Here is a 20618-nt window from a genome sequence, read left to right as displayed (position 1 = left end):
CCAGCGACCATCGCCACTCACAGGGCGGCTGTGTGCCAGGCTGCGGCGTGACGACGGGCAGGTGGCAGCGGCCGGGATGGCTCGCGCCCGCCGTGGACCTGCGCCGCGACGGCCTGCTGCCCGACGCCCTGGCCGGGCTGACGCTCGCCGCGCTGGCGATCCCCGAGGTGCTGGGCTACGCCCGCATCGCGGGCATGCCCGTCGAGGCCGGGCTGTACACGATGGTCGTGCCGATGATCGTGTTCGCGCTGCTCGGGGCGTCGCGGCGGCTCGTCGTCGGCGCCGACTCCGCGACCGCCGCGATGCTCGCCGCCGGACTCGGCGCGCTGGCGATCCCGGCCGCGTCGCCGGAGTACGTGCGGCTCGCGGGGACGACGGCGCTGGTCGTCGGAGTGCTGCTCGTCGTGGCCCGGGTCGTGCGCCTCGGCGCGCTCGGCAACTTCCTGTCCCGCACCGTGCTCGTCGGCTTCCTGACCGGCGTCGGCATCCAGGTCGCGGTCGGCCAGCTGCCCGAGGCGCTCGGGCTCGTGCCGGTGCCGGGGCAGGCGCCGGAGAAGCTCGTCGCGGTCGTCGCGCACCTGGGCGACGCCTCGCCGGTCGCGGTCGGGACCGCGGCAGGGGTCGTGGTGACGGTGCTGGTCGCGCGCCGGGTCTCGCGACGGATTCCGGCCGCCCTGGTGGCCGTCGTCGCGTCGATCGTCGTGACCGCGCCGGCCGGCCTGGACCGGCGAGGGCTGCTCGTCCTCGGGGTCGTCCCGGCCGGGCTGCCCGGCCTGGAGCTGCCCTCGTTCGCCCTCGACGACGTGCGTGCGGTGTTCCCGATCGCGCTGTCGATGCTCGTCGTGATTCTCGCCCAGAGTGCCGCGACCTCGCGCGCCTACGCGGCCCGCCACGGCGAGACCCCCGACACCGACCGCGACGTCGTCGGCCTCGCCGGCGCGAACATCGGGGCCGCCTTCACCGGCGCGTTCGTCGTCAACGGCAGTCCGACGAAGACGCAGATGGTCGACGGCGCGGGCGGGCGCAGCCAGCTCGCGCACCTCACCGCCGCAGCGGTCACGATCGTCGCGATCCTGCTGCTCACCCCGTACCTGTCGCTGCTGCCGCTGGCGGCGCTGGCCGCGGTCGTGCTGCTCATCGGGGTCGAACTGGTCGACGTCGCCGGGCTGCGCCGCATCTGGGCGTTGCGCCGCAGCGAGTTCGTCGTCGCCCTCCTGACGACCGTCGCCGTCGTCGTGCTCGGGGTGGAGACGGGCATCGTCGTGGCGGTGGTCGTCTCGATCGTCGACCACCTGCGCCACAGCTACGCCCCGCGCAGCAGCGTCCTGGTGAAGTCGGCGCAGGGGCACTGGCGGTCGCTGCCCGTCGAGGCGGGGGCGCGGACCGTCGACGGGCTCGTCGTGCACCGGTTCGGCAGCGGGCTGTACTTCGCCAACGCGTCGCGGTTCGCCGAGGACGTGCGGCTGCTGACGGCGACGGGCCCGCCGGTGCGCTGGTACTGCCTCGACGCGGCCGCGATCGGCGATGTCGACTACAGCGCCGGGACCGTGCTGCTCGCCGTGCATGACGCGTTGCGCGCCAACGGGATCCGGATGGTCGTGTCCAACCTGGTCGTCCCGGTGCGCGGTCAGCTCGACCGCTACGGCGTGATCGAGCGGATCGGGGAGGACGGCTGCTTCGACACGTCGGGCGAGGTGCTGGAGGAGTTCCAACGTTCTACACATACGTGACGCATCGATACTTCTATGTAGAAACTGGGGTGCCGAGAGGAGTTGCCGTGCCCTACGTGATCGCCGGGACCTGCATCGACGTGATGGACAGGTCCTGTATGGACGAGTGCCCCGTGGACTGCATCTACGAAGGCGCCCGCAAGCTCTACATCAACCCCCTCGAATGCATCGACTGCGGCGCCTGCGAGCCCGCCTGCCCCGTCGAGGCCATCGCCCAGGACCGCGCGCTCGACCCCGAGCAGGAGGTCCATGCCGCCGACAACGAACGGTTCTTCGTCGGCGTCCTCACCGGCCGTGACGCGCCGCTGGAGACCCCCGGCGGTGCGGCCGGGACCGGACCGATCGGCGTCGACACCGAGCTGGTCGCCGGCTGGGGCCGCTGACCAACGGTCCACCGCCGCTCGAAACAGCACCGCCACCGGCGGCCGTTCGGAGCAGCACCGCGCCGCGGCCGTTCGGAGCAGCACCGCGCCGCGGCCGTTCGGAGCAGTGCCGCACCGCCGCCGGGCGGATGCCGCGACGGGCCGGATCGCCCACGCTGGGGACGCGGGGCGTGACGGCACGTATCGCGACCGTGCCCTCCGCGCTCTTGTCGAGCACGAGGGTGGGGAGGCGGGGCCGTGGACGAGCCGCACGACCTGCAGGGGGAGATCCGCGACGACTACGACGTGGTCGTCGTCGGGTCGGGGTTCGGCGGTGCCGTCACGGCCTGCCGGCTCGCGCAGGCCCACCGGTCGGTGCTGGTCCTGGAGCGCGGCGCCGCCTACCCGCCCGGCGCGTTCGCCCGTACCCCCTCGGAGATCTCCGAGAACTTCTGGGACCCCAGCCGCGGCCTCTACGGCCTGTTCGACCTGTGGTCGTTCCGCAGTCTCGACGCGGTCGTGGCGAGCGGGCTCGGCGGCGGGTCGCTGATCTACGCCAACGTCACCCTGGAGATGCCGAAGGAGTGGTTCGACGGGGTCTCCGGACAATGGCCCATCGGGTACGGCGACCTCGAGGAGCACTATCCGGCCGTCGCGCAGATGCTCGGTGTGCGCTGCGTCCCGCAGTACCTGGCGGCGCGGATGCCCAAGTCCGCCGCGTTCGACGCCGCCGCGGCCGGGTACGGCAGGCCGGCCGTGGCGGCGCCGGTCGCCGTGACGTTCGCGCCGCCGGGGCACACCCCGGGGCGCCCGGTCGGTACCCGCACCGACAACCTGCACCGGGTGCAGCGCAGCACCTGCACGTCGTGCGGCAAGTGCGACTTCGGCTGCAACGAGGGCGCCAAGAACACCCTGGACCTCACCTACCTGTCGGCGGCCGTCGAGGCCGGGGCGCACGTCCGGACCCTGCGCGAGGTCGTCGGCATCGGCGCGGTCCCCGACGGCGACGACGAGACCTACGTCGTGCGCTACCGCACGCACACGCTGCCGGGGCCGGGTGAGCCCCGGCGGCGCCGGCCGCGGGGTGTCGTCCCGCCGACGCGAGAGGTCCGCGCCAGGACCGTCGTGATGGGCGCCGGCGCGTTCGGGACCACCCGGCTGCTGCTGGCCAACAAGGTGACGGGGCTGCCCCGGCTGAGCCCGGCACTGGGCACCCGTTTCTCCGGCAACGGCGACGCCATCGGCTTCACCACCGGCGGCACGCGCGAGGTCGACTCGCAGCGCGGCCCCGTCATCACCCGGATCCTGCGCGACGACGACGGCGGCTTCCTCATCGAGGACGGCGGCTACCCGAGCGTGCTGGGTTGGGTCGGCGAGACCTACCAGGTGGGCTTGTACGGCCGCGGCGCGCTGCTGCTGGTGCAGCGGCTGTGGCAGCGTCTCCTGCACCGCCGGCGCAGCGACATCGGCGGCGGCGTGTCCCGGGTGCTGGGGCCGATGGGGGTGTCCCGGTCGACGGCGCCGCTGCTCGGCATGGGCATGGACCCGGGCAGCGGCACGATGCGCCTGGCCGGGGACGGCACGTGGCTCGACCTCGAATGGTCGCCCCGCGGGCCGGGCACGGCCGAGTACTTCGCGACGGTGCTGCAGGCGATGCGCGGCGTCGCGACGGGGGCGGGCGTCACGTTCCGGCGAGGGCCGTCGGGGCTGCTCAGCCGTGGTGTCACCGCGCATCCGCTCGGCGGCTGCCCGATGGGGCGCAGCCCCGCCGACGGGGTCGTCGACGGGGACGGACGCGCGTTCGGTCATCCGGGGCTGTTCGTCGCCGACGGGTCCGTGATGCCGACGGCCGTCGGCGCGAACCCGTCGATGACGATCGCGGCGTTCGCCGAGCGCTGCGCCCGCCGCATCCTGGACGTCCGCTGATGGCGGCGGTGCGCGACGTCGGGTTCGCCGACTGCCGTCCCGGCGGTGTCCTCGCGCCCGACCTCGGTGCCGACGTGCGCCGCGGGCTGGTCATGGCCGGTGGCGGCCTCAAGGTCGCCTACCAGGCGGGCGTGCTGCAGGTGTGGCTCGACGAGGCCCGGATCGACGACGAGCCGCTGGGGTTCGTGCACGCCGACGGTGCCAGCGGCGGCGTGTTCAACCTCGCCATGTGGTGCCAGGGGTGCAGCGGGCGCGCCATCGCCGACAACTGGCGCCGCGTCGCCCCGGTCACCCGCGGCGCCGCCCCGAACCTCACGGGTACCGCCCTGTTCTCGATGCGCCGGTTCCGCACGAACGTCCTGCAGGGGATCTGGGGTCTCGACTGGCCCACGATCCGCGCCCGGGGCGCCCCGGCCACGTTCAACGTCTTCGACGTCGACGCCCAGCGGTCGCGCACGGTCGCCCCCGCGGACATGACGGAGGACCTGCTCGTCGCGGCGACGTCGCTGCCCGGCTGGTACCCGCCGGTGGTGATCGGCGGCCGTCGCTTCATCGACGCCGTCTACGTCACCGACGCCAACCTCGCCGCCACCGTCGACGCCGGCGCGAACGAGCTGTGGATCCCGTGGACGGTCAGCACGGCCGGACGCGGGCGCAACGGCCCGGTCTCGCAGTACTTCCAGATCATCGAGGCCGCCGCGAACGGCCGCCTGCACGCGGACCTGGAACGCATCGCCGCCAGCAACGAGGCCTGGGCGCGGGGGGTGCCCGGGTCGTTCCCGTACCCGGTGCGGGTGGTGCCGCTCGTCGCCGAGGTCCCGATCCACTACCTGTTGGTGTTCACCCGCCGCGCGATCGCCAGGACCGTCGAGCTGGGGGTGACCGAGGCCCGCCGCTGGTGCGTGGACCGCCCGGGGGTCACGCTCGTCCCGGCCTCCCCGCCGACGCCGCCCATGCCCGGTGGGGTGCGGTTCCGGGAACGGATGTCGGGCCGGGTCCGGATCGCGACCGACCCGTACGCGCGGCTCACCGTCGCGCTCACCGCCACGGCCCGCGACGTCGACACCCTGCGCGCGGGGGACCGCCGGTTGGGTCTGACCGGCCAAGTCGACTGCGCGGCGTTCGGGGGGAGGCGGCCCGTCGAGACGGGCGAGCTGACGCTGCTGCCCGGCACGGGACCGTCCACGATGGAGTACCGGCTCGACTTCACCGACCTGGTGGGGCAGCCGCTGCGGCTCGTCGGCGTCAAACAGGTCCGTCACGACGGGCGCCTGGACCTGTGGCCCGACACCACGACGCTCGCCGTCACCGTCCACCGCCGCGACGTCCCCGCCGATCCCGGCGCCGATCCCGTCGCCGACGGGACGCTGCGGCTGCGTGCGTGGTCGTTCCTGCGGCTGCTGACGACGGTGCGCGGCATCGCCCCCGGTGTCGGCCGCCGGGTGCGGGCGGTGTGGCGCTTCGCGTCGTGGTTCGCGCGCCGGCTCGCGGGGATCTACGGGGCGCCGCGTGCGCGCGCCGTCGACCCCGGGTTCCCCGCGGGGCAGGGCCCCACGAACGCGTTCGTCGTCACCGACAACAGGACGACGCTGCCCGTCCCGCCCGAGCGGGTGTGGGCGGCGCTCGTCGACGCGGCGGGGTGGGAACGCTTCTACGACAACGCCCGCGACGTCCGCCTCGACGACGGTGGGGCCGGGTTGACGGCCACGACCACGTTCCGGTGGACCACGTTCCACACCCGGATCCGGAGCACCGTCGTGAGCTTCGAGGAGGGCAAGGAGCTGGGCTGGACGTGGAAGGGGCCCCTCGCACGCGGGTACCACGTGTGGTGGCTGGAGCCCGACCGCGACGGCTGCCGGGTCCGCACCGTCGAGACCCAGCGGGGTCTGGTGCCGTGGGTGGCGCGGGTGCTGCTGCGCCGCGTCGTGACCGCGGGGCACGAGCGCTGGCTGCGCGGCCTGCTCACCGGTACGGCCCCAGGGGTGGTGCCCAGGGTTTCCTCGGATCCCCCGGGGTCGGGACCTCCATAGCGTCGGCGTCGATGTCGAAGCGCGAGGGGGACACGATGTCGACGCCGCTGCCGCCCACCACCGAGCCCACCGACGACGACCTGCTGCGCCGCAGCCGGGCGGGCGACCCCGGTGCGACCACCGCGATCGTGGCCCGCCACGGCGTCGCGGTGCGTGCCGCGGTGCGGGCCTTCCGGCTGCAGGACGCCGACGCCGCCGACGCCGTCCAGAACACCTGGGTGCGGCTGCTGGAGCGGGGCGCCACGATCCGCGACCCGCAGCGGCTGCGTGGCTGGCTCGTGCGCACCGCGGGCCGCGAGTGCCTCGCCCTGCTGCGCCGCAGCCGCCGCGAGCTGCCCACCGACGTCGGCCTCGACGAGATCGCCGCCCTCGTCCCCGGGCCCGAGGCCGTGGCCATCGCCGCGGACGTGCGCCGGGTCGTCGCCGACGTCGTCGCGGACCTGTCGGGGCGTCGCCGCCAGGTCGTCGACGCGCTGTTCTACCTGCCCGGCGACGGGTACGCGCTGCTGCGTGGCTGCGGCATCCCGCACGGCAGCATCGGCCCGACGCGCGGCCGGCTGTTGCGCGACCTGCGCGGCACGATGCGCACCCGCGAGATCGACGCCGCGGTCGCCTGACGAGGACCCGGGGGGCGGGAGGGCGGCCCGCGCTCACACCAGAGGGGCGCGGGCCGTCCGGTCCTCACCGAGCACCCGGACCAGCTGCGTGCGGGAGCGCACGCCGAGCTTCCGGTAGACGTTGCTCAGGTGGTACTCGACGGTCTTGACCGACAGGAACAGCGACGACGCCACCTCGACGTTGGTCAGTCCCTTCCTGACGGCGAGGGAGACCTGCAGCTCCTGCGGGGTCAGTGTCAGTTCGATGAGATCGTTGGGCGCGGGTGCGGAGCCGCCGCTGCCGACCAGCTCGGCCCGGGCCCGGGCGGCCCAGGGTGCCGCGCCGAGCCGTTCGAACAGCTCCACCGCCCGCTCCAGCTGCGTCCGTGCCGCGGCCCGGTCGCGGGTGCGCCGCAGCCTGGCGCCGTAGGCGAGGTGGGTGCGGGCCCGCTCGAAGACGGGGCCGCCGCGGTCGTGGTGGCGCAGCGCCGTCTCGAAGTGCGTGGCGAACCCCGTCCGCGTCGAGAGCCCGTGCAGCCGCGCCGAGCAGGCGCGGGCGAGGTGGCGGTCGATGTTCGCGGCGACCTTGTCGAGCCTCGCGAGCGCTTCGGCGGCGCCCGCGGTGTGACCGGCCCGCAGCCGGGCCTCGGCGAGATCGGGCAGCAGCTGCGCGGCCAGCAGCGGCGCGGGCTCCGGCTCACGCTCGGTCGCGGCCGCCCAGGCCCGTTCCATCGCCGCCGCGGCCTCGTCGGCGCGGTCGGCGTGCCCCAGCTCCAGGAGTCCGACGGCGGCGTGCGCGTGGGCGCGGGTGGCGTCGCCACCGGCGGTGTGCGCGGCGCGTTCGGCGTGGGCGCGGCACTCGTCGGCCATCCCGAACCCTGCCTCGACGCGGGCGAGCGTGCTCAGGCTGTTGGGCAGCTGGGCGAGCCAGCCCGTCTCCGGGGCCAGCAGCACGGCCTCGTGGGCGAGCGCGAGCGCCGACGTCCACTCCCCGTCGACCCAGTCGAGCGCGGCGAGCCACGGCAGCTGGACGGCGAGCAGACCGGCCGCGTTGGCGGTGCGGCTCGCCTCGACGGCGCGGGCCAGCAACGGCCGCGCCCCCGCGGTGTCCTCGACGGCGACGTGGCAGACCCCGCTCATCGTCACCAGCTGGTCGATCTCGAACGTGTCGTGGACGGCGAGCTGGGTCCGGCGCCGCGCGAGCAGCGTCGCGGCCCGCTCCCGTTCGCCGCTCTGCGCCGCGGCGAAGGCGGCGAACACGTCGCAGCGCAGGGCGACGACGTCGTCGTCCCCGGCGAGCGCCGCGGCGCGTTCGGCGCTGCGGGCGATGCCGGCGACGTCGTAGGTGAACAGGCTGGCCTGCGCCGCCGCGAGGTAGGCCCGCACGGCGACCGGCGGCAGCACCGCCTCCACACTCTCCGCGAACGTGAACAGCCGTGCCCGGCTGGCCTCGGCGTCGCCCGCCCAGACGCCCAGCCGGTGCCGTTCGCATTCGGCGACCGCGGCGGCGACCGGGTCGTCGGTCCAGCTCTCGGCCTCGCCGAGCAGCCGTACGGCTTCCTGGATGTAGCCCGCGGGGACGGCCGCCGACGCCGCGGCCAGCAGCCGACGTGCGCGGTCGCCGGGCTCGGGGCTCAGCTCGGCGGCACGTTCCAGCGCGCGGGTGGCGACGGCGTGGCTGTGCCGGCCCAGGGCGTCGCGACCGAGCGTCTCCAGCTTCGCGGCGACGGCGTCGTCCGAGGTCACGGTGGCCGCCGCGAGGTGCCAGGCCTGCCGGTCCGGGGCCTGCGGGGCGGGCACGTCGTCGAGGGCGTCGGCGAGGCGGCGGTGGGCGTCGCGGCGCCGCGCGGGCTCGGCCGCGTGGTAGACCGCCGAGCGGACCAGCGGGTGCCGGAACCGCAGCCGGCCGCCGTCGAGGGTCACCAGACCCGCCGCCTCGGCGGGGTGCAGGTCGTCGAGCGCCCCGCCGCCGTCACGCAGGGCACGGTCGACGAGATCGGCGGCCTCGATGTCGCTCGTCGCGGCCAGCAACAAGGCGGTGCGGGCGGCGTCGGGCAGGTCACGGACCCGGCGCAGGAAGCCCTCCATCAGCAGCGACCCGACGGGCAGCGGCTCCAGGATCGGCACCCGGCCACTGAGCTGGTCCTCCGACAGCTGCCCCGGCACCTCCAGCAGCGCCAGCGGGTTGCCACCGGTGTCGGCCAGCAGCCGCGCCGACACCTCCGGCGGCAGGGTGCGGCCCGCGCCGCGCGCCAGCAGCTCCGCGGCGGGGGCGTCGTCGAGACCGCCGAGGGGCAGCGGGTCCATGTCGCGGAACCGGGCGGCGCCGGGCTCGTCGGCGCGGACGGTGAACACGATGACCGACGCCTCCGCCCGCATCCGGCGCGCCGCGAACACCAGCGCCTCCGCCGACGACGGGTCGAGCCAGTGCGCGTCGTCGACCAGGCACAGCAGTGACCCGCCGTGCGAGGCCGCCGCCAGCAGCGACAGCGTCGCCGCCGCCACCGCGAACCGGTCCTGCGACGCGGGCGGCCCCAGCGCGAGCGCCCCGGCCAGCGCGGCCGCCTGCGGACCCGGCAGCTCGGCGACGAGGTGCTGCACCGGACGCAGGAGGTCGCCGAGACCGGCGAACGGGATCGTCGATTCCGACTCGATGCCGCAGGTGCGCAGAATCGTCGTGCCACGCCCGGCCGCGGAGTCGGCGGCGGCGTCGCCGAGCGCGGACTTGCCGATGCCCGCCTCGCCGACGACCACGACCGCGGCGCTGGCGGCCTCGTCGGCGGCGCACTGCAGCATTTCGTCGATGTGGGCGAGCTCCCGGGAACGGCCGAGAAGCATGCCGGGGAGTGTATCGGGCCGATATCGGCGCAGGCGCGTCCTTTTCCGCGCCCGCGGAATGGGCGGTGTACGAAAAGAGCAGTGCGGTGCGGCGAATGCACCGACGCCCCGCCCCGGGTGACCGGGACGGGACGTCGGAGGTGTCGCCGCGGGCGTGCTCAGGACACGATGAACCGCTGGCTCTCGGAGTACGAGACGTCGCTGTCGACGCCGGCCTCGACCTTGTAGGACGCGACGACCTGCAGTACGTCACCGGCGGCCGCGTTCACGCCCCACCCGGGGGCCACCGAGAACCGCAGCTCGGCCAGGAACGGCGCGGCGGCGGGGTTGAGCGTGTCGGTCTGCTGCAGCGTCGCGACGGTCTTCGACTGCGTCAGGTTGCGGATGCCGATCCGCGCGGTCGACCTCGTGACGTGGCGGTTGAGCTCCTCGCCGATCTCGACGTTCATGATGACGTCGAAAGGTGCGTCGAGCGCGACGTCGTCGACGGCGAAGAACTGGTTCTCGTCCACGGCGTAGATCAGCTTCACACTCGCGTCGTTCTGACTGGGCATCGTGGTCTCCCCGATTTCGACCCCGGTGGGTCGTTGATGATTCCCCTGTGTCGGATTCCGGCCGGTCCCCGTGAAAAGAGAATAGGTTTCGTGACGCCCCGGATCCGTACGCATGTCTGCGTACCGGAATCGTCGAGAATGTGTATCGACGCCCCCGTCCGCGGTGTCCGCGCCCGGCTGCCCGCCCGGCCGCGCCGGTGGCGCCGCCCGCCGCGGGCCGGCCGCCGCCCGGCCTGCTCCGGGTGGCCCCGGCGCCGACGTCGCCGGAGAATCGCTCGAACCGCATCGCCGGAAGGAGGGGACCACCGTGACGGACGACCCCGACCAGCACGTCGCCGACGAGCACGTGATGGTGCACGAGGGTGGCGGCCCCTCCGGCGCCGAGGAGTGGCACTGCCCGACCTGTGGACGCACCGTCGTCGTCCGCTGGGAGCCCGACTTCGAGCAGCTCGTCCTCGTCGAGGGTGACCCCCGTGTCACACACGCGGGCAGCAGCCACAGCGGGCTCCGGACGGGCCCGCCGGCGCGCCGCCCCGCTTCTCCTCCCGCGGAACCTGGCGATGTCGGCGACGACGACGCCTGGGTCCGCTGGCTGGCCGACCACGGCCTCGGCGACGACTGAGCAGCACCGGACGTATCGCCACGCTCCTGCGGTACCTCCTCCATGGGCAGGAGGGGGAGGGCGCCATGTCCGGGCAGGGTCCGATCAGAGGGGTCGTCGGAGGAACGCGCGATCGGCGTGCCGACACCGCGCGGCTGCTGCGCCGCGCAGTGCCGAGCCGGACGGCGTCGCTGGTCACGGTGCAGGCGGGCACGGGACGTTGCCTCGTCCGCACCTGGACAGGCGACCGCGCCCCGGTGCTGGTCAGGGTCGTCGTCGACCGCGGCGTGACCGCGACCCTGACCGACGCCCTCGAACGCGGGACCGCCGCCCGGGTGCGCTGGGCCGCGGGGAGCGGCCGCACCCTCGCCGTGCCGCTGCGGCTGCGCGACGGCCGTCTCGACGCCTGGCTCCTCGGCCGCGACGAGCCCGACTTCGGGCCCGACGAGGTCGAGCACGCCGCGCTGCTCGCGCCCGGCCTGCTGCGCCGGCTCGCGGGCGACCCGCCGGAGCCCGCCGTCCGGGCGGTCCGGCCGCCGGGACAGGCGCTGACCAGGCGTGAGGGGCAGGTCCTCGGGCTGGTGGCGCTGGGCCTGACCGCCGACGCGATCGGGCGCCGGCTGGGGATCAGCGGGCGGACCGTCCACAAGCACCTGGAGCACGCCTACGGCAAGCTCGGCTGCGCAGACCGGCTGTCGGCGGTGCTGCGCGCCCGCGAGCTGGGCCTCGTCCCCGCCGACCCGCCCGTGCGAGCCACGGGGTGACGGCGGTGTGCGACGATCCCGGCGTGGCCGACGACGAGATCGCCCAGCCGGTGCCCTGCGTCCGGTGCCGACGCGACGCTCTGCTCAACATGGCGGGGCACTGCTCCGACTGCATCGCCGACATGGGGCTCAACCACGTCGAGGAACACGGGACCTGGCGCGCCGAGCTCGCCGAACTGGTGAAGTCGGGCGAGCTCGCCGGCGCCTGACGAGGCCCGCACGTTTCGGTGGGATCACCCGGATGTGTCCGCTCCGGGTCGGCACCGCCGTCGTCAGCGGCTAGGCTGCTGGCGGCCGGCGCTACGCCTCCCGCGGGCGCGGCCCGGGAGGCGATGTGCGCGTGACGACCCACCAGCCCCAGACCGAGGAGCTCGCCGGAGTGCGGGAACAGGTCCGGGAGGCGTTGCGCGCCATGGGCGTCGACCCCGAGGGCGAGGTGGGTGCCGCCGTCGTGATCATCGCCGACGAGCTGGCCGTCAACGCCGTCACCCACGCCCGCACACCGTTCTCGATCGAGGTGGAGCCGCGTCGCGACAAGGCGGGCCGCGACGTCGTGTACGTCGGCGTCAGCGACGATGCCTGGTCGGTCCGCGGGCCGGAGACCGTCACCGACGGCCGCCCCCGGCTCGGCCTGCAGATGGTCCGCGGGCTCAGCGTCCGGTGGGGCATCGAGACCCGCGACGACGGCAAGACCGTGTGGGCCGAGGTCCGTCGCTGACGGCGGCCCTGCCCAGGAAGCGCAGCCCGGGGCCATGCCCGCCCGCCGGCCCGACGCCCAGCTGCGGCCGATGCTGGCCACCCCCGGTCGCCCGCCCGCCGGGCCGGGCTGGGCCGTCGAGTTCAAGTGGGACGGCGTGCGCGCGATCGTCGACGTCGACACGTCCGGCGCGGTACATCTGACCAGCCGCAACGGCAACGACGTCACCGGCGGCTACCCTGACCTCGTCCCGGGCCTGCCGACGGACCGACCGCTGGTGCTCGACGCCGAGATCGTCGCGCTCGACGCCGCCGGCCGCCCCGACTTCGGGCTGCTGCAGAACCGCATGCACGTCCGCAACCCGCCCGCCGCGCTGCGCGCCGAGGTCCCGGTGCAGCTCTACGTGTTCGACGTGCTGCGCGTCGGGGAACGGTCGCTGCTGCGCGAGACCTACGACGACCGCCGTCAGGTGCTGCTGGGTCTCGGGCTGGCCGAGCGGCCCCGGATCGCCGTCCCGCCGTCGACGGTCGACGTGCCGCCCGCGCAGATGCTCGACGTCGCCCGCGAGCACGGGCTGGAGGGGATCGTCGCCAAACGCCGCACGTCGCGCTACGAACCGGGGCGGCGCGCGGCGTCGTGGATCAAGACGGCCCTGTTCACGACGCGCGAGGTCGTCCTCGGCGGGTGGACGCCCGGGCAGGGCCGGCGCGGGGCGCTGGGGTCGCTGCTGCTCGGCGCCTACGACGAGGCGGGCGACCTGCACTACCTGGGCAACGTCGGCACCGGGTTCACCGAGGCCGCGCTGCGGTCGTTGCGCGGCAAGCTCGACGAGCTGCGCCGCGACGACGACCCGTTCGCCTCCGGGGTGCCGCGCGAGCACGCCCGCGGTGTGCGGTGGGTGGAGCCGCGGCTGGTCGGCGAGGTCGAGTACCGCACGCTCACCCACGACGCCCGGCTGCGGCACTCGGTGTGGCGGGGGCTGCGGCCCGACCGCGACCCGCGCGAAGTGGTGCTGGAGGGGGCGTTCGCCCGGGCCCCCCTCGCGTCCTACGGGGCTGCCGTGAGGTCGCCGGAGACACCCCGCACCGTGACCGCCGACGAGCTCGCCGCCCTCGACATGTTGCGCCGCAAGGGGAACTGGGCGGTCGGGGGACGCGAGGTCGCGCTCACCAACCTCGACAAGGTCCTCTTCCCGGGCCGCGACGGCGCGCCGCCCGTCACCAAACGGGACTTCGTGCGCTACCACGCCCGCGTCGCCCCGTACCTGCTCCCGTACCTGCGGGGCCGGCCCGTCAACATGCAGCGCTTCCCCGACGGCGTCACGAAGCAGGGGTTCTGGCAGAAGGAGATCCCCACCCACGCGCCGGACTGGGTGACCCGCTGGCGCTACCCCGACGCCGACGCCGACCCCGGCGACGTGCAGGACTACGTCGTCGTCGACAGCACCGCCACCCTGGTCTGGCTGGCCAACCTCGCCGCGGTCGAGCTCCACCCGTGGACCTCGACACTGCCCGACGTGCACCGCCCCACCTGGGCGCTCATCGACATCGACCCCGGCCCGCGCACCTCGTTCGACGACGTCCTCGCCGTCGCCCGGCTCTACCGCACCGCGCTGGAGCACCTCGGCGTCGCCGCCGCCCCGAAGGTCACCGGCAAACGCGGCGTCCAGATCTGGGTGCCCGTCACCCCCGGGCCGACGTTCGCCGACACCCGCGGCTGGGTCGAGAAGGTGTCGAGAGCGGTGGGGCGCATGATCCCCGAGCTGATCTCGTGGGAGTGGCACACCGACCGCCGCGGTGGCCGGATGCGCCTGGACTACACGCAGAACGTCGTCAACAAGACGCTCGTCGCGCCCTTCAGCGCCCGGCCCGCGCCCGGCGCGCCCGTCTCGATGACCCTCACCTGGGACGAGCTCGACGACCCCGGCCTGCGCCCGGACCGCTGGACGGTCGCGACGGCGCTGGACCGGCTGGAGACGGTCGGCGACCCGATGCTCCCACTGGTCGATCGCGCGCAGACCCTGCCGTCGCTCTAGGAGGGTGCTGAACAACTCCGGCCGTAGCGAGCGGCGTCCAGGTGATGTCATCGCAAGGCGGGCAGGTGCGGCGATGCCGGGGTTGTATCGACGTACCTTCCCAACGCCGCGAGGGCACCGCCTGGGTGTCGCGCAGTAGGTCCGAGTTGTTCAGCGCGCTCCTAGTCCCTCGGGGCACTGTGCTGCGGCGCGTCGGGGTGCACGTCGCTCGCCTCCCGGTCGGCCGTCGCGTAGCCACGCCCGGCGTAGGGGAACCCGTCGAGCTCCGTCGTCGACGGCCGCTGCTGGTAGTAGGAGCGGATCTCGGCGATCAGCCCGTCGCGCAGCACGAACCACTCGGCGCCCCGCGTCGCGACCCGCTCGGCGGCGCCCTGCGGCCGCCAGAACATCGTCCACTCGATGACGGCCTCGTCACCGTCGGTGACCACGTGGTCGACCACCCACCGGGCATCGATCATCCGGGTCACCTTGCGCCAGTAGCGGGCCAGATGGTCGCGGCCGCGCACCGGTGCCGACCCCACGTTGGGCGCGAGGAACCAGTGCACGACGTCGGGATGCAACGTCGCCGCCAGCTCGTCGAGGTCGCCGTCGGTGCAGCCGTCGTAGTAACGACGGATCAGCGCGGCGGTGGTCGGATCGGCCACGGGGTCCTCCCGGTCTGATCGCACTCCGGTGTTCACGATGGTGGCAGACCTGTTACCGTCGCGACGTGCGCGTGTGGTCGTGGCCGATCATTATCGAGCGCGCCGGCTGAGCCAGGTCGCCGGTGCGCCGTCGTCGTGCGCCGACTCCGGAACCTGGTCCGGATCCCCCACCAGCTCGTCGAGGAGATCCGTCATGACCGCACTGCTGTCCGATCGCGCCGCCGCCCCCGCCGTCACCTACCCGTCGCACCGCCGTGTCACCGCGTACGTCGCCGGGGGGCTCGACGGCGTGCTGCGCGTCGTCACGATGCTGCGCGGGCGCCGGTACAAGGTCCGCGACCTGTCCGTCGAGGTGTGCGACGGCGTCGTCGAGAGCGTCGTGTCGTGCACCGTCGCCCTCACCGCCGACGAGGCCGCGCTGCTGGTCGAGCGCCTGCGCCGCATGCCTGCCGTCGTCTCCGCCGAGCAGGTCTGACAGCTCCCGGAGCCCCGGCGGCGCCGGGTGCCGGGTGCCGGGCGCAACCTCACTGCTCGCGACGCGCCCGATCTCGACCGTCAGGTTGCGCGCGGGTTTGTCGGGCCTACGTCGCGCGGTCGTGGCGGGCGCCACCCCCGCGGCCCGGGCGAGGCGCCACGGACCAGAGTTACGGTCGTACGGTCCCGACGTCGAGGTCAGGAGGCCGACCGTGGCAGTGCCCGATGTGGACGGACGCGACATCCCGGACGGGCGGATCGACGTGCACACGCACGCCATCGCCCCGGAGCTCGCGGCGCCCGCCCCCGGCCGCTGGCCGTCGGTCGAGAGGACCGCGCCCGACAAGGCCAGGATCATGCTGGGCGGGTCGGTGTACCGGCAGGTCGACGACCGATGCTGGTCGGCGGAGCGCCGGCTCGCCGACATGGACGCCGACGGCGTCGCGGTCCAGCTCGTCTCCCCGATCCCGGTGACGCTCTCCCACGACAAGCCGGCCGCACCCGCGGCGGCGTTGTGCCGGCAGCAGAACGAGTTCCTCGCCGACCTGTGCGGCCGGGCCCCCGACCGGCTGCGCGCCCTGGGCGCGGTGCCGCTGCAGGACGTCGAGGCCGCGGTCGCCGAGCTGCGGCGTTGCGTGCGGGAGCTCGGGTTCGCGGGTGTGGAGATCGGCACGCTCGTCGGCACGACGGAGCTGGCCGACCCGGTGCTCGACCCGTTCTTCGACGAGGCAGCTGCGCTGGGCGCGTTCGTGCTCGTCCATCCCGTCGACCAGACGTTGGACCCGCGCGCCATCGGGCTCGGGCTGGGGTTCGGGCTGGGCATGCCGTCGGAGACGGCGATCGCCGGGGCGGGGCTGGTGTCGCGGCCACCGCGTCGCCTCGGGGTCACGGTGTGCCTCGCGCACGGCGGGGGCGCGCTGCCCCAGATCTTGCCGCGCCTGGACAGGGGCGCGTCGCTCGACCGGCCCGGCGAGCCGTTGCCGACCGAGCGGGCGCGCGAGCTGTGGTGCGACTCGTTGACCTACGACGCCGACAGCCTCGCGCTGTCGGTGCGCCGCTTCGGCGCCGACCACGTGATGTGCGGGACGGACTACCCGTTCGTCGTCCGCGAGTCGCCGGCCGGTGCGGTCCTGGACGACGTCGACCCTGACCTGGCCGCGGCGATCGGCCGGACCAACGCCCTCGCCGCGCTCGCGCGGGTCAGTTCGGCACCTCGACCGTGACGTTCGTCGACTTCACGACGGCCACCGCGAGCGACCCGGGCTCGAGCCCGAGGTCGCGGGCCGCCTCCGCGCTCATGAGCGACACGACGCGGTTGGCCCCGCACTGCATCTCGACCTGCGCCATGACCTTGTCCATCGTCACGGCCGTGACCAGTCCGACCATCCGGTTGCGGGCCGAGGAGCGGACGTCGAGCGGGTTGTCGGGCGCGGGGTTGTGGTTGCGGATGAACTCGACGAGGTCGACGCCGTCGATGACCTTGCGGTTGGACTCGTCGAGCGACGAGCGCAGCCGTCCGGTGTCGATGTGGCGGCGGACCGTGTCGTCGCTGACCCCGATCAGGTCCGCGGCCTGGGAGATGCGGAAGCGCGCCATGGCCGCGAATCCTATGACCGACACCGTGAGGAGACGCCAGTGACCGGGTCCGCGATCGCGGTGGAGCGCACCGACGGTGTGCTCACCGTGACCTTCGACCGTCCCGACAAGGCCAACAGCCTGCTTCCCGACGACCTCGTCCGCGCCCGTGAGGTGCTCGCCGACCTCGACGGGGTGCGGGCCGTCGTGTTCCGGGGTGCGGGGACGCGGGGGTTCTCGGCGGGGATGAACGTGGGGGCGTTCGCGTCGTTCACCCCGGAGTCGGGGGAGGCGTTCATCCGCACCGGGCGTGACCTGCTGGCCGCGGTGCGGGCGGCGCCGTTGGTGACGGTCGCGGTCGTCGACGGCTACTGCCTGGGCATCGCGTTCGAGCTGGCCCTGGCCTGCGACCTGCGGATCGCGACGCCGCGCTCGACGTTCGGGCTGCCCGAGATCAAGGTCGGGGTGCCGTCGGTGATCGACGCGGCGCTGCTGCACCACCACGTGGGGCTGGCGTTCGCGAAGGAGATCATTTTGACCGGCGACGCCTACCCGGTGGTGGAGTTCGCGTCGTCACGGCTGGTCAACGCGGTCGTCGGGGCCGGGGAGCTGGACGCCGAGCTCGACCGCTGGCTGGAGCGGACGGCGCGGCACACGCCCGTGGTCACCGCGGCGCAGAAGCGGTTGTTCGAGACGTGGCTCAACGCCCCGCTGGTCGACGGGATCGACGAGAGCACCGTCGAGTTCGGGCGGGTGTTCGCCGATCCGGCGACGGCGCAGGCGCTGGCCGACTACCGGGCGGGGCTGGGCGGCGGCGCGACCGGGGACTGACCCGTGCTCAGCGCGGCGGGAGCACGCAGAACTCGTTGCCCTCCGGGTCGGTGAGGACGGTCCACGGGAAGCCGTCGGCGGTGTCGACGACCCGCGCGCCGAGCCCGACGAGCCGGTCGATCTCGCCGTCCTGGGTGCCGTCGGCGGGGGCGAGGTCGAGGTGGAGCCGGTTCTTGACGTGCTTGTCGTCGGGGACGGGCTGGAACACCAGGGTCGGCTCGCCGCGGAGCTCGACGTACTGCGCGCCCTCCTTGTCGTCCCAGGCGAACGGGGCGTCACGGCCGAGGGCGGCCCGCCAGAACGCGGCGAGGGCGGGCGCGTCGTGGGCGTCGACGGTGACGGCGAGCACGTAGGCGGTCATACCGGAGGTGTACCCCGGATAGGGTCCGGGTAGCCGACGGAAGGAACGGGACTCGATGGCGCGTCGACGGGGCAGGGCCGGTACGGAGGTTGCGCGGTTGCTGCTGCGCGGCGTGATCGGCGGGACGATGATCGCCCACGGGGTGCGCCACGGCCGCACCCTCGACGGCACGGCCCGGTGGTTCGGCTCGATCGGGTTCCGGCAGCCGGAGCTGCAGGCGCGGGCGAGTGCCGCGGTCGAGATCGGGGCCGGCGCCGCGCTGGTCGCCGGGGCGGGCACGCCGCTCGCGGCGGCCGCGGTGGTCGGGACGATGGCCGTCGCGACCCGGTCCGTCCACGCGTCCAACGGCTTCTTCATCACCGCGGAGGGCTACGAGTACGTGCTGAACCTGGCCGCGGCGTCGGTCGCGTTGGCCGGGCTGGGGCCGGGCCGGTTCAGCGTCGACCGCGCGATCGGCGCCGACCGCACACTGCGGGGGCCCGCGGCCGCCGGTGTCGCTGCGGGGCTGGGCCTCGCGAGCGCTGCCGCCCAGCTGGCGACGTTCTGGCGCAAGCCCGTCCCCGCGAAGTCTTAGGACGTCAACCAGTCCTCGAACCGCGTCGGGAGCAGGCGCGCCGCGCCGGCGGGGACCAGTGAGCCCTGTTCGAGGCGGGTGCCGAAGTACTCGGCGTCGGGGGCGCTGGTGACGGTGCGGGTGTCGCCGCGCGCGGCGAGGGTCTCGCGGACGAACTCCGCGAACGGGCGTCGGTCGGGCCCCGCGATGTCGAACACGCCCGCGGGCTCCCCGACGACGACCTCGGCGAGCAGCGCCGACACGTCGGCCGCGGCGACGGGCTGGAACTGTGCGTCGGGGAGGGTGACGACGCCGTCGATCGCGGCACCGTCGGCGATCGGGTCGATGAACTCGTAGAACTGGGTGGCCCGCACGATCGTGAACGGCAGCCCCGACGCGGTGATCAGCTCCTCCTGGGCGGTCTTGGCGCGCAGGTAGCCCGAGTCGGGCAGGGTGTCGGTCCCGACGATCGAGAGTGCCACGTAGTGGGCCACCCCGGCGGTGCGCGCTGCGTCGAGCAGCGTGCGCGTGGACGTCGTGAAGAACGCCATGACCTCGGCATCGGCGAACGACGGCGAGTTGCTGACGTCGACCACCACCTGCGCACCGGCGAGCGCCTCGGCCACGCCTTTGCCGGTGAGGGTGTCGACCCCGGTGGACGGGGAGGCGGGGACCGCCTCGTGCCCGGCCGCGCGCAGCTGCTCCACCAGCGCCGCCCCGATCCGTCCGCTGCCACCGACGACCACGATCCGCATGACGTCCCTCTCCGTTGTTCTCGGATAACTTCTGTCCGAGAACGTACCCGGACAACCCATGTCCGAGTCAAGTAGGCTGCGGGGGTGAAGATGTCCGGGGGAGTCGAGTGGGCGCTGCACTGCTGCGTCGTGCTCACCGGCATGACCGAACCCGTCCCCGCGGCACGGCTCGCCGAGTTCCACGACGTCTCGCCGACCTACCTCGCCAAGCAGCTGCAGGCCCTGTCGCGGGCCGGGCTCGTCCGCTCGGTGCAGGGACAGGCCGGCGGCTACGTCCTCACCCGGGCGGCCGAGGAGATCAGCGTGCTCGACGTCGTCGAGGCCGTCGACGGGCGCGCGCCCGCCTTCGTCTGCACCGAGATCCGGCAACGCGGGCCGTTCGCCGCCACGCCCGAGGCGTGCCGCACCCCCTGCGGGATCACGAAAGTCATGATCGAGGCGGACCGCGCGTGGCGGGAGTCGTTGCGCGCCACGAGTATCGCCGACCTCGCCGGCACCGTCGCCCGCGACGTCGGAGCGGAGACACTCCCGCGCGCCCAGGCGTGGATCGCCCAGCGGGACTGATGCACCCACCCGCGGCGCGGGGTGGGGTGGTGCTCGCCCTCGACGGACCCGCCGACGGCTGGTCCACATCGGACTGGCAGGCGCGCTCCAGGACGTCGCCGGACCGACGTCGCACGTCAACCCTCGTGAGCGGCGACAGTCGCCATGGCGACTATCGCCGCTCACGGGTCAGAGCAACCTCACGGTCGTCGGATGTGGGTCTCGACGGCGACGAGCCGACGCCGCCCCGGCCATGGGGTCTGCCCCCGCGCGGGCTCGGGGGAACGGTCCCCGCAGGAGTGGGGAGCAACCGATCCCGCATTCGTCGCCAAACGGGCAGAGTTCTTCTCATCGGACGGAGCGCCCGCTCCGAAGAAACAGAACCAACGAGAAGGAGCCCCCAAATATTCAAGAGCACTTGCCCCTCCAAGTCCGGCGGCTACGGCGAGAAGAACGACAAGTGGAACGACTGTGACGACAAGTGGGGCGGCTACGGCGGCAAGAAGGACAAGTACGAGGAGTGCGACGACACGTACTCGAAGTACGACGACTGCGACGACAAGTACTCGAAGTACGACGACTGCTGGGACGACAAGTACGGCAAGTGCGACGACTACGACAAGGACTACGACAAGTACGGCTGCCACGAGAACAAGTGGGACCACGCCTACAGCTGAGCCCCGCGCCGCGCACCGAGCCCATCCGGCCCGGCCCCCGAGATCCTCGGGGGCCGGGCCGATCTGCGTGTA

At 74.1% G+C, this 20618-nt stretch carries 22 protein-coding genes; 16 read left to right on the top strand and 6 right to left on the bottom strand.

Features of this window, described 5'->3' with window-relative positions; genetic code table 11:
- From PSU4_RS16350 to PSU4_RS16330, 5 genes are all read left to right on the top strand, one after another.
- Window positions 1–1730 (top strand): SulP family inorganic anion transporter (locus tag PSU4_RS16350; protein WP_222596285.1); only part of this gene is annotated, 1730 nt, incomplete at its 5' end.
- Between the two features lie 47 nt (window positions 1731–1777).
- Window positions 1778–2113 carry a ferredoxin gene (fdxA, locus tag PSU4_RS16345; RefSeq protein ID WP_147108983.1) on the top strand — a complete coding sequence of 112 codons (336 nt, stop codon included), beginning with the start codon at window positions 1778–1780 and terminating at the stop codon, window positions 2111–2113.
- A gap of 237 nt (window positions 2114–2350) precedes the next feature.
- Complete coding sequence (locus PSU4_RS16340) at window positions 2351–4018, top strand: GMC oxidoreductase (RefSeq protein WP_222596284.1); 1668 nt, start codon at window positions 2351–2353, stop codon at window positions 4016–4018.
- Window positions 4018–6048 carry an SRPBCC family protein gene (locus tag PSU4_RS16335; protein WP_147108981.1) on the top strand — a complete coding sequence of 677 codons (2031 nt, stop codon included), beginning with the start codon at window positions 4018–4020 and terminating at the stop codon, window positions 6046–6048. Before PSU4_RS16340 ends, PSU4_RS16335 begins: the two co-directional genes overlap by 1 nt.
- Window positions 6049–6059: 11 nt before the next feature.
- Window positions 6060–6665, top strand: a complete 606-nt coding sequence (locus PSU4_RS16330; protein ID WP_147108978.1) for an RNA polymerase sigma factor — start codon at window positions 6060–6062, stop codon at window positions 6663–6665.
- A 33-nt stretch (window positions 6666–6698) separates the two neighbouring features.
- Here PSU4_RS16330 and PSU4_RS16325 read toward each other — a convergent pair whose 3' ends face one another.
- The gene (locus PSU4_RS16325; protein WP_147108975.1) at window positions 6699–9482 is read right to left on the bottom strand and encodes a helix-turn-helix transcriptional regulator; all 2784 of its coding nucleotides are present in this window, start codon (window positions 9480–9482) and stop codon (window positions 6699–6701) included.
- Window positions 9483–9640: 158 nt separating this feature from the next.
- Window positions 9641–10036, bottom strand: coding sequence for a hypothetical protein (locus tag PSU4_RS16320; RefSeq protein WP_147108970.1), 396 nt, complete (start codon window positions 10034–10036; stop codon window positions 9641–9643).
- Window positions 10037–10343: 307 nt separating this feature from the next.
- Between PSU4_RS16320 and PSU4_RS16310 the strand changes: the two genes are divergently transcribed.
- The 5 genes from PSU4_RS16310 to ligD all read left to right on the top strand — a co-directional run bounded on the left by PSU4_RS16310 (window position 10344) and on the right by ligD (window position 14133).
- Complete coding sequence (locus PSU4_RS16310) at window positions 10344–10658, top strand: hypothetical protein (RefSeq protein ID WP_147108968.1); 315 nt, start codon at window positions 10344–10346, stop codon at window positions 10656–10658.
- Between the two features lie 65 nt (window positions 10659–10723).
- Complete coding sequence (locus PSU4_RS31885) at window positions 10724–11401, top strand: response regulator transcription factor (protein ID WP_147108965.1); 678 nt, start codon at window positions 10724–10726, stop codon at window positions 11399–11401.
- Between the two features lie 23 nt (window positions 11402–11424).
- A complete protein-coding gene (locus tag PSU4_RS16300) occupies window positions 11425–11610 on the top strand; it encodes a hypothetical protein (protein WP_147108963.1) in 186 nt (61 codons plus the stop codon).
- Window positions 11611–11741: 131 nt separating this feature from the next.
- The gene (locus PSU4_RS31350) at window positions 11742–12119 is read left to right on the top strand and encodes an ATP-binding protein (RefSeq protein ID WP_186816997.1); all 378 of its coding nucleotides are present in this window, start codon (window positions 11742–11744) and stop codon (window positions 12117–12119) included.
- Window positions 12120–12153: 34 nt separating this feature from the next.
- Complete coding sequence (gene ligD / locus PSU4_RS16295) at window positions 12154–14133, top strand: DNA ligase D (protein ID WP_186816996.1); 1980 nt, start codon at window positions 12154–12156, stop codon at window positions 14131–14133.
- A gap of 161 nt (window positions 14134–14294) precedes the next feature.
- Here the strand turns inward: ligD and PSU4_RS16290 are convergent, their stop codons facing one another.
- Window positions 14295–14777 (bottom strand): nuclear transport factor 2 family protein, encoded by a 483-nt coding sequence (locus PSU4_RS16290; protein ID WP_186816995.1) that lies wholly within the window; start codon window positions 14775–14777, stop codon window positions 14295–14297.
- 193 nt (window positions 14778–14970) lie between these two features.
- Between PSU4_RS16290 and PSU4_RS16285 the strand changes: the two genes are divergently transcribed.
- Both PSU4_RS16285 and PSU4_RS16280 read left to right on the top strand, forming a co-directional pair.
- Complete coding sequence (locus PSU4_RS16285; RefSeq protein WP_147108954.1) at window positions 14971–15252, top strand: hypothetical protein; 282 nt, start codon at window positions 14971–14973, stop codon at window positions 15250–15252.
- A 211-nt stretch (window positions 15253–15463) separates the two neighbouring features.
- Window positions 15464–16474 (top strand): amidohydrolase family protein, encoded by a 1011-nt coding sequence (locus PSU4_RS16280; protein WP_147108951.1) that lies wholly within the window; start codon window positions 15464–15466, stop codon window positions 16472–16474.
- On the opposite strand, the gene PSU4_RS16275 is transcribed toward PSU4_RS16280, so the two are convergent.
- Window positions 16452–16847, bottom strand: coding sequence for a TOBE domain-containing protein (locus PSU4_RS16275; RefSeq protein ID WP_147108948.1), 396 nt, complete (start codon window positions 16845–16847; stop codon window positions 16452–16454). The genes PSU4_RS16280 and PSU4_RS16275 overlap by 23 nt on opposite strands.
- Window positions 16848–16886: 39 nt before the next feature.
- Here PSU4_RS16275 and PSU4_RS16270 point away from each other — a divergent pair, with 39 nt between their 5' ends.
- The gene (locus PSU4_RS16270) at window positions 16887–17657 is read left to right on the top strand and encodes an enoyl-CoA hydratase/isomerase family protein (protein WP_186816994.1); all 771 of its coding nucleotides are present in this window, start codon (window positions 16887–16889) and stop codon (window positions 17655–17657) included.
- Window positions 17658–17664: 7 nt separating this feature from the next.
- Here the strand turns inward: PSU4_RS16270 and PSU4_RS16265 are convergent, their stop codons facing one another.
- On the bottom strand, window positions 17665–18018 hold the full coding sequence (locus PSU4_RS16265; protein WP_147108942.1) for a VOC family protein: 354 nt from the start codon (window positions 18016–18018) through the stop codon (window positions 17665–17667).
- 55 nt (window positions 18019–18073) lie between these two features.
- Between PSU4_RS16265 and PSU4_RS16260 the strand changes: the two genes are divergently transcribed.
- Window positions 18074–18592, top strand: coding sequence for a DoxX family protein (locus tag PSU4_RS16260; RefSeq protein ID WP_147108939.1), 519 nt, complete (start codon window positions 18074–18076; stop codon window positions 18590–18592).
- Here the strand turns inward: PSU4_RS16260 and PSU4_RS16255 are convergent.
- The gene (locus PSU4_RS16255; RefSeq protein WP_147108936.1) at window positions 18589–19326 is read right to left on the bottom strand and encodes an SDR family oxidoreductase; all 738 of its coding nucleotides are present in this window, start codon (window positions 19324–19326) and stop codon (window positions 18589–18591) included. The genes PSU4_RS16260 and PSU4_RS16255 overlap by 4 nt on opposite strands.
- A 90-nt stretch (window positions 19327–19416) precedes the next feature.
- On the opposite strand from PSU4_RS16255, the gene PSU4_RS16250 reads away from it, so the two are divergent.
- Complete coding sequence (locus PSU4_RS16250; protein WP_147109019.1) at window positions 19417–19890, top strand: RrF2 family transcriptional regulator; 474 nt, start codon at window positions 19417–19419, stop codon at window positions 19888–19890.
- Window positions 19891–20084: 194 nt separating this feature from the next.
- Entirely contained in the window at window positions 20085–20546 is a 462-nt protein-coding gene (locus PSU4_RS32435) for a hypothetical protein (RefSeq protein WP_246115157.1), read from the top strand.
- Window positions 20547–20618 lie beyond the last annotated feature (72 nt).

It is taken from the genome of Pseudonocardia sulfidoxydans NBRC 16205, from assembly GCF_007989085.1.
GTDB lineage: Bacteria > Actinomycetota > Actinomycetes > Mycobacteriales > Pseudonocardiaceae > Pseudonocardia > Pseudonocardia sulfidoxydans.
The sequence above is the reverse complement of the archived record's forward strand: the minus strand, read 5'-3'. Positions and strand labels throughout refer to the sequence as shown.

Coding starts and splice junctions, on each gene's coding strand:
- PSU4_RS16335 (WP_147108981.1), top strand. CDS start 4,018: ATGGCGGCGGTGCGCGACGTCGGGTTCGCCGACTGCCGTCCCGGCGGT.
- PSU4_RS16330 (WP_147108978.1), top strand. CDS start 6,060: ATGTCGAAGCGCGAGGGGGACACGATGTCGACGCCGCTGCCGCCCACC.
- PSU4_RS16325 (WP_147108975.1), bottom strand. CDS start 9,482: ATGCTTCTCGGCCGTTCCCGGGAGCTCGCCCACATCGACGAAATGCTG.
- PSU4_RS16320 (WP_147108970.1), bottom strand. CDS start 10,036: ATGCCCAGTCAGAACGACGCGAGTGTGAAGCTGATCTACGCCGTGGAC.
- PSU4_RS31885 (WP_147108965.1), top strand. CDS start 10,724: ATGTCCGGGCAGGGTCCGATCAGAGGGGTCGTCGGAGGAACGCGCGAT.
- ligD (WP_186816996.1), top strand. CDS start 12,154: ATGCCCGCCCGCCGGCCCGACGCCCAGCTGCGGCCGATGCTGGCCACC.
- PSU4_RS16285 (WP_147108954.1), top strand. CDS start 14,971: ATGACCGCACTGCTGTCCGATCGCGCCGCCGCCCCCGCCGTCACCTAC.
- PSU4_RS16275 (WP_147108948.1), bottom strand. CDS start 16,847: ATGGCGCGCTTCCGCATCTCCCAGGCCGCGGACCTGATCGGGGTCAGC.
- PSU4_RS16265 (WP_147108942.1), bottom strand. CDS start 18,018: ATGACCGCCTACGTGCTCGCCGTCACCGTCGACGCCCACGACGCGCCC.
- PSU4_RS16260 (WP_147108939.1), top strand. CDS start 18,074: ATGGCGCGTCGACGGGGCAGGGCCGGTACGGAGGTTGCGCGGTTGCTG.
- PSU4_RS16255 (WP_147108936.1), bottom strand. CDS start 19,326: ATGCGGATCGTGGTCGTCGGTGGCAGCGGACGGATCGGGGCGGCGCTG.
- PSU4_RS16250 (WP_147109019.1), top strand. CDS start 19,417: ATGTCCGGGGGAGTCGAGTGGGCGCTGCACTGCTGCGTCGTGCTCACC.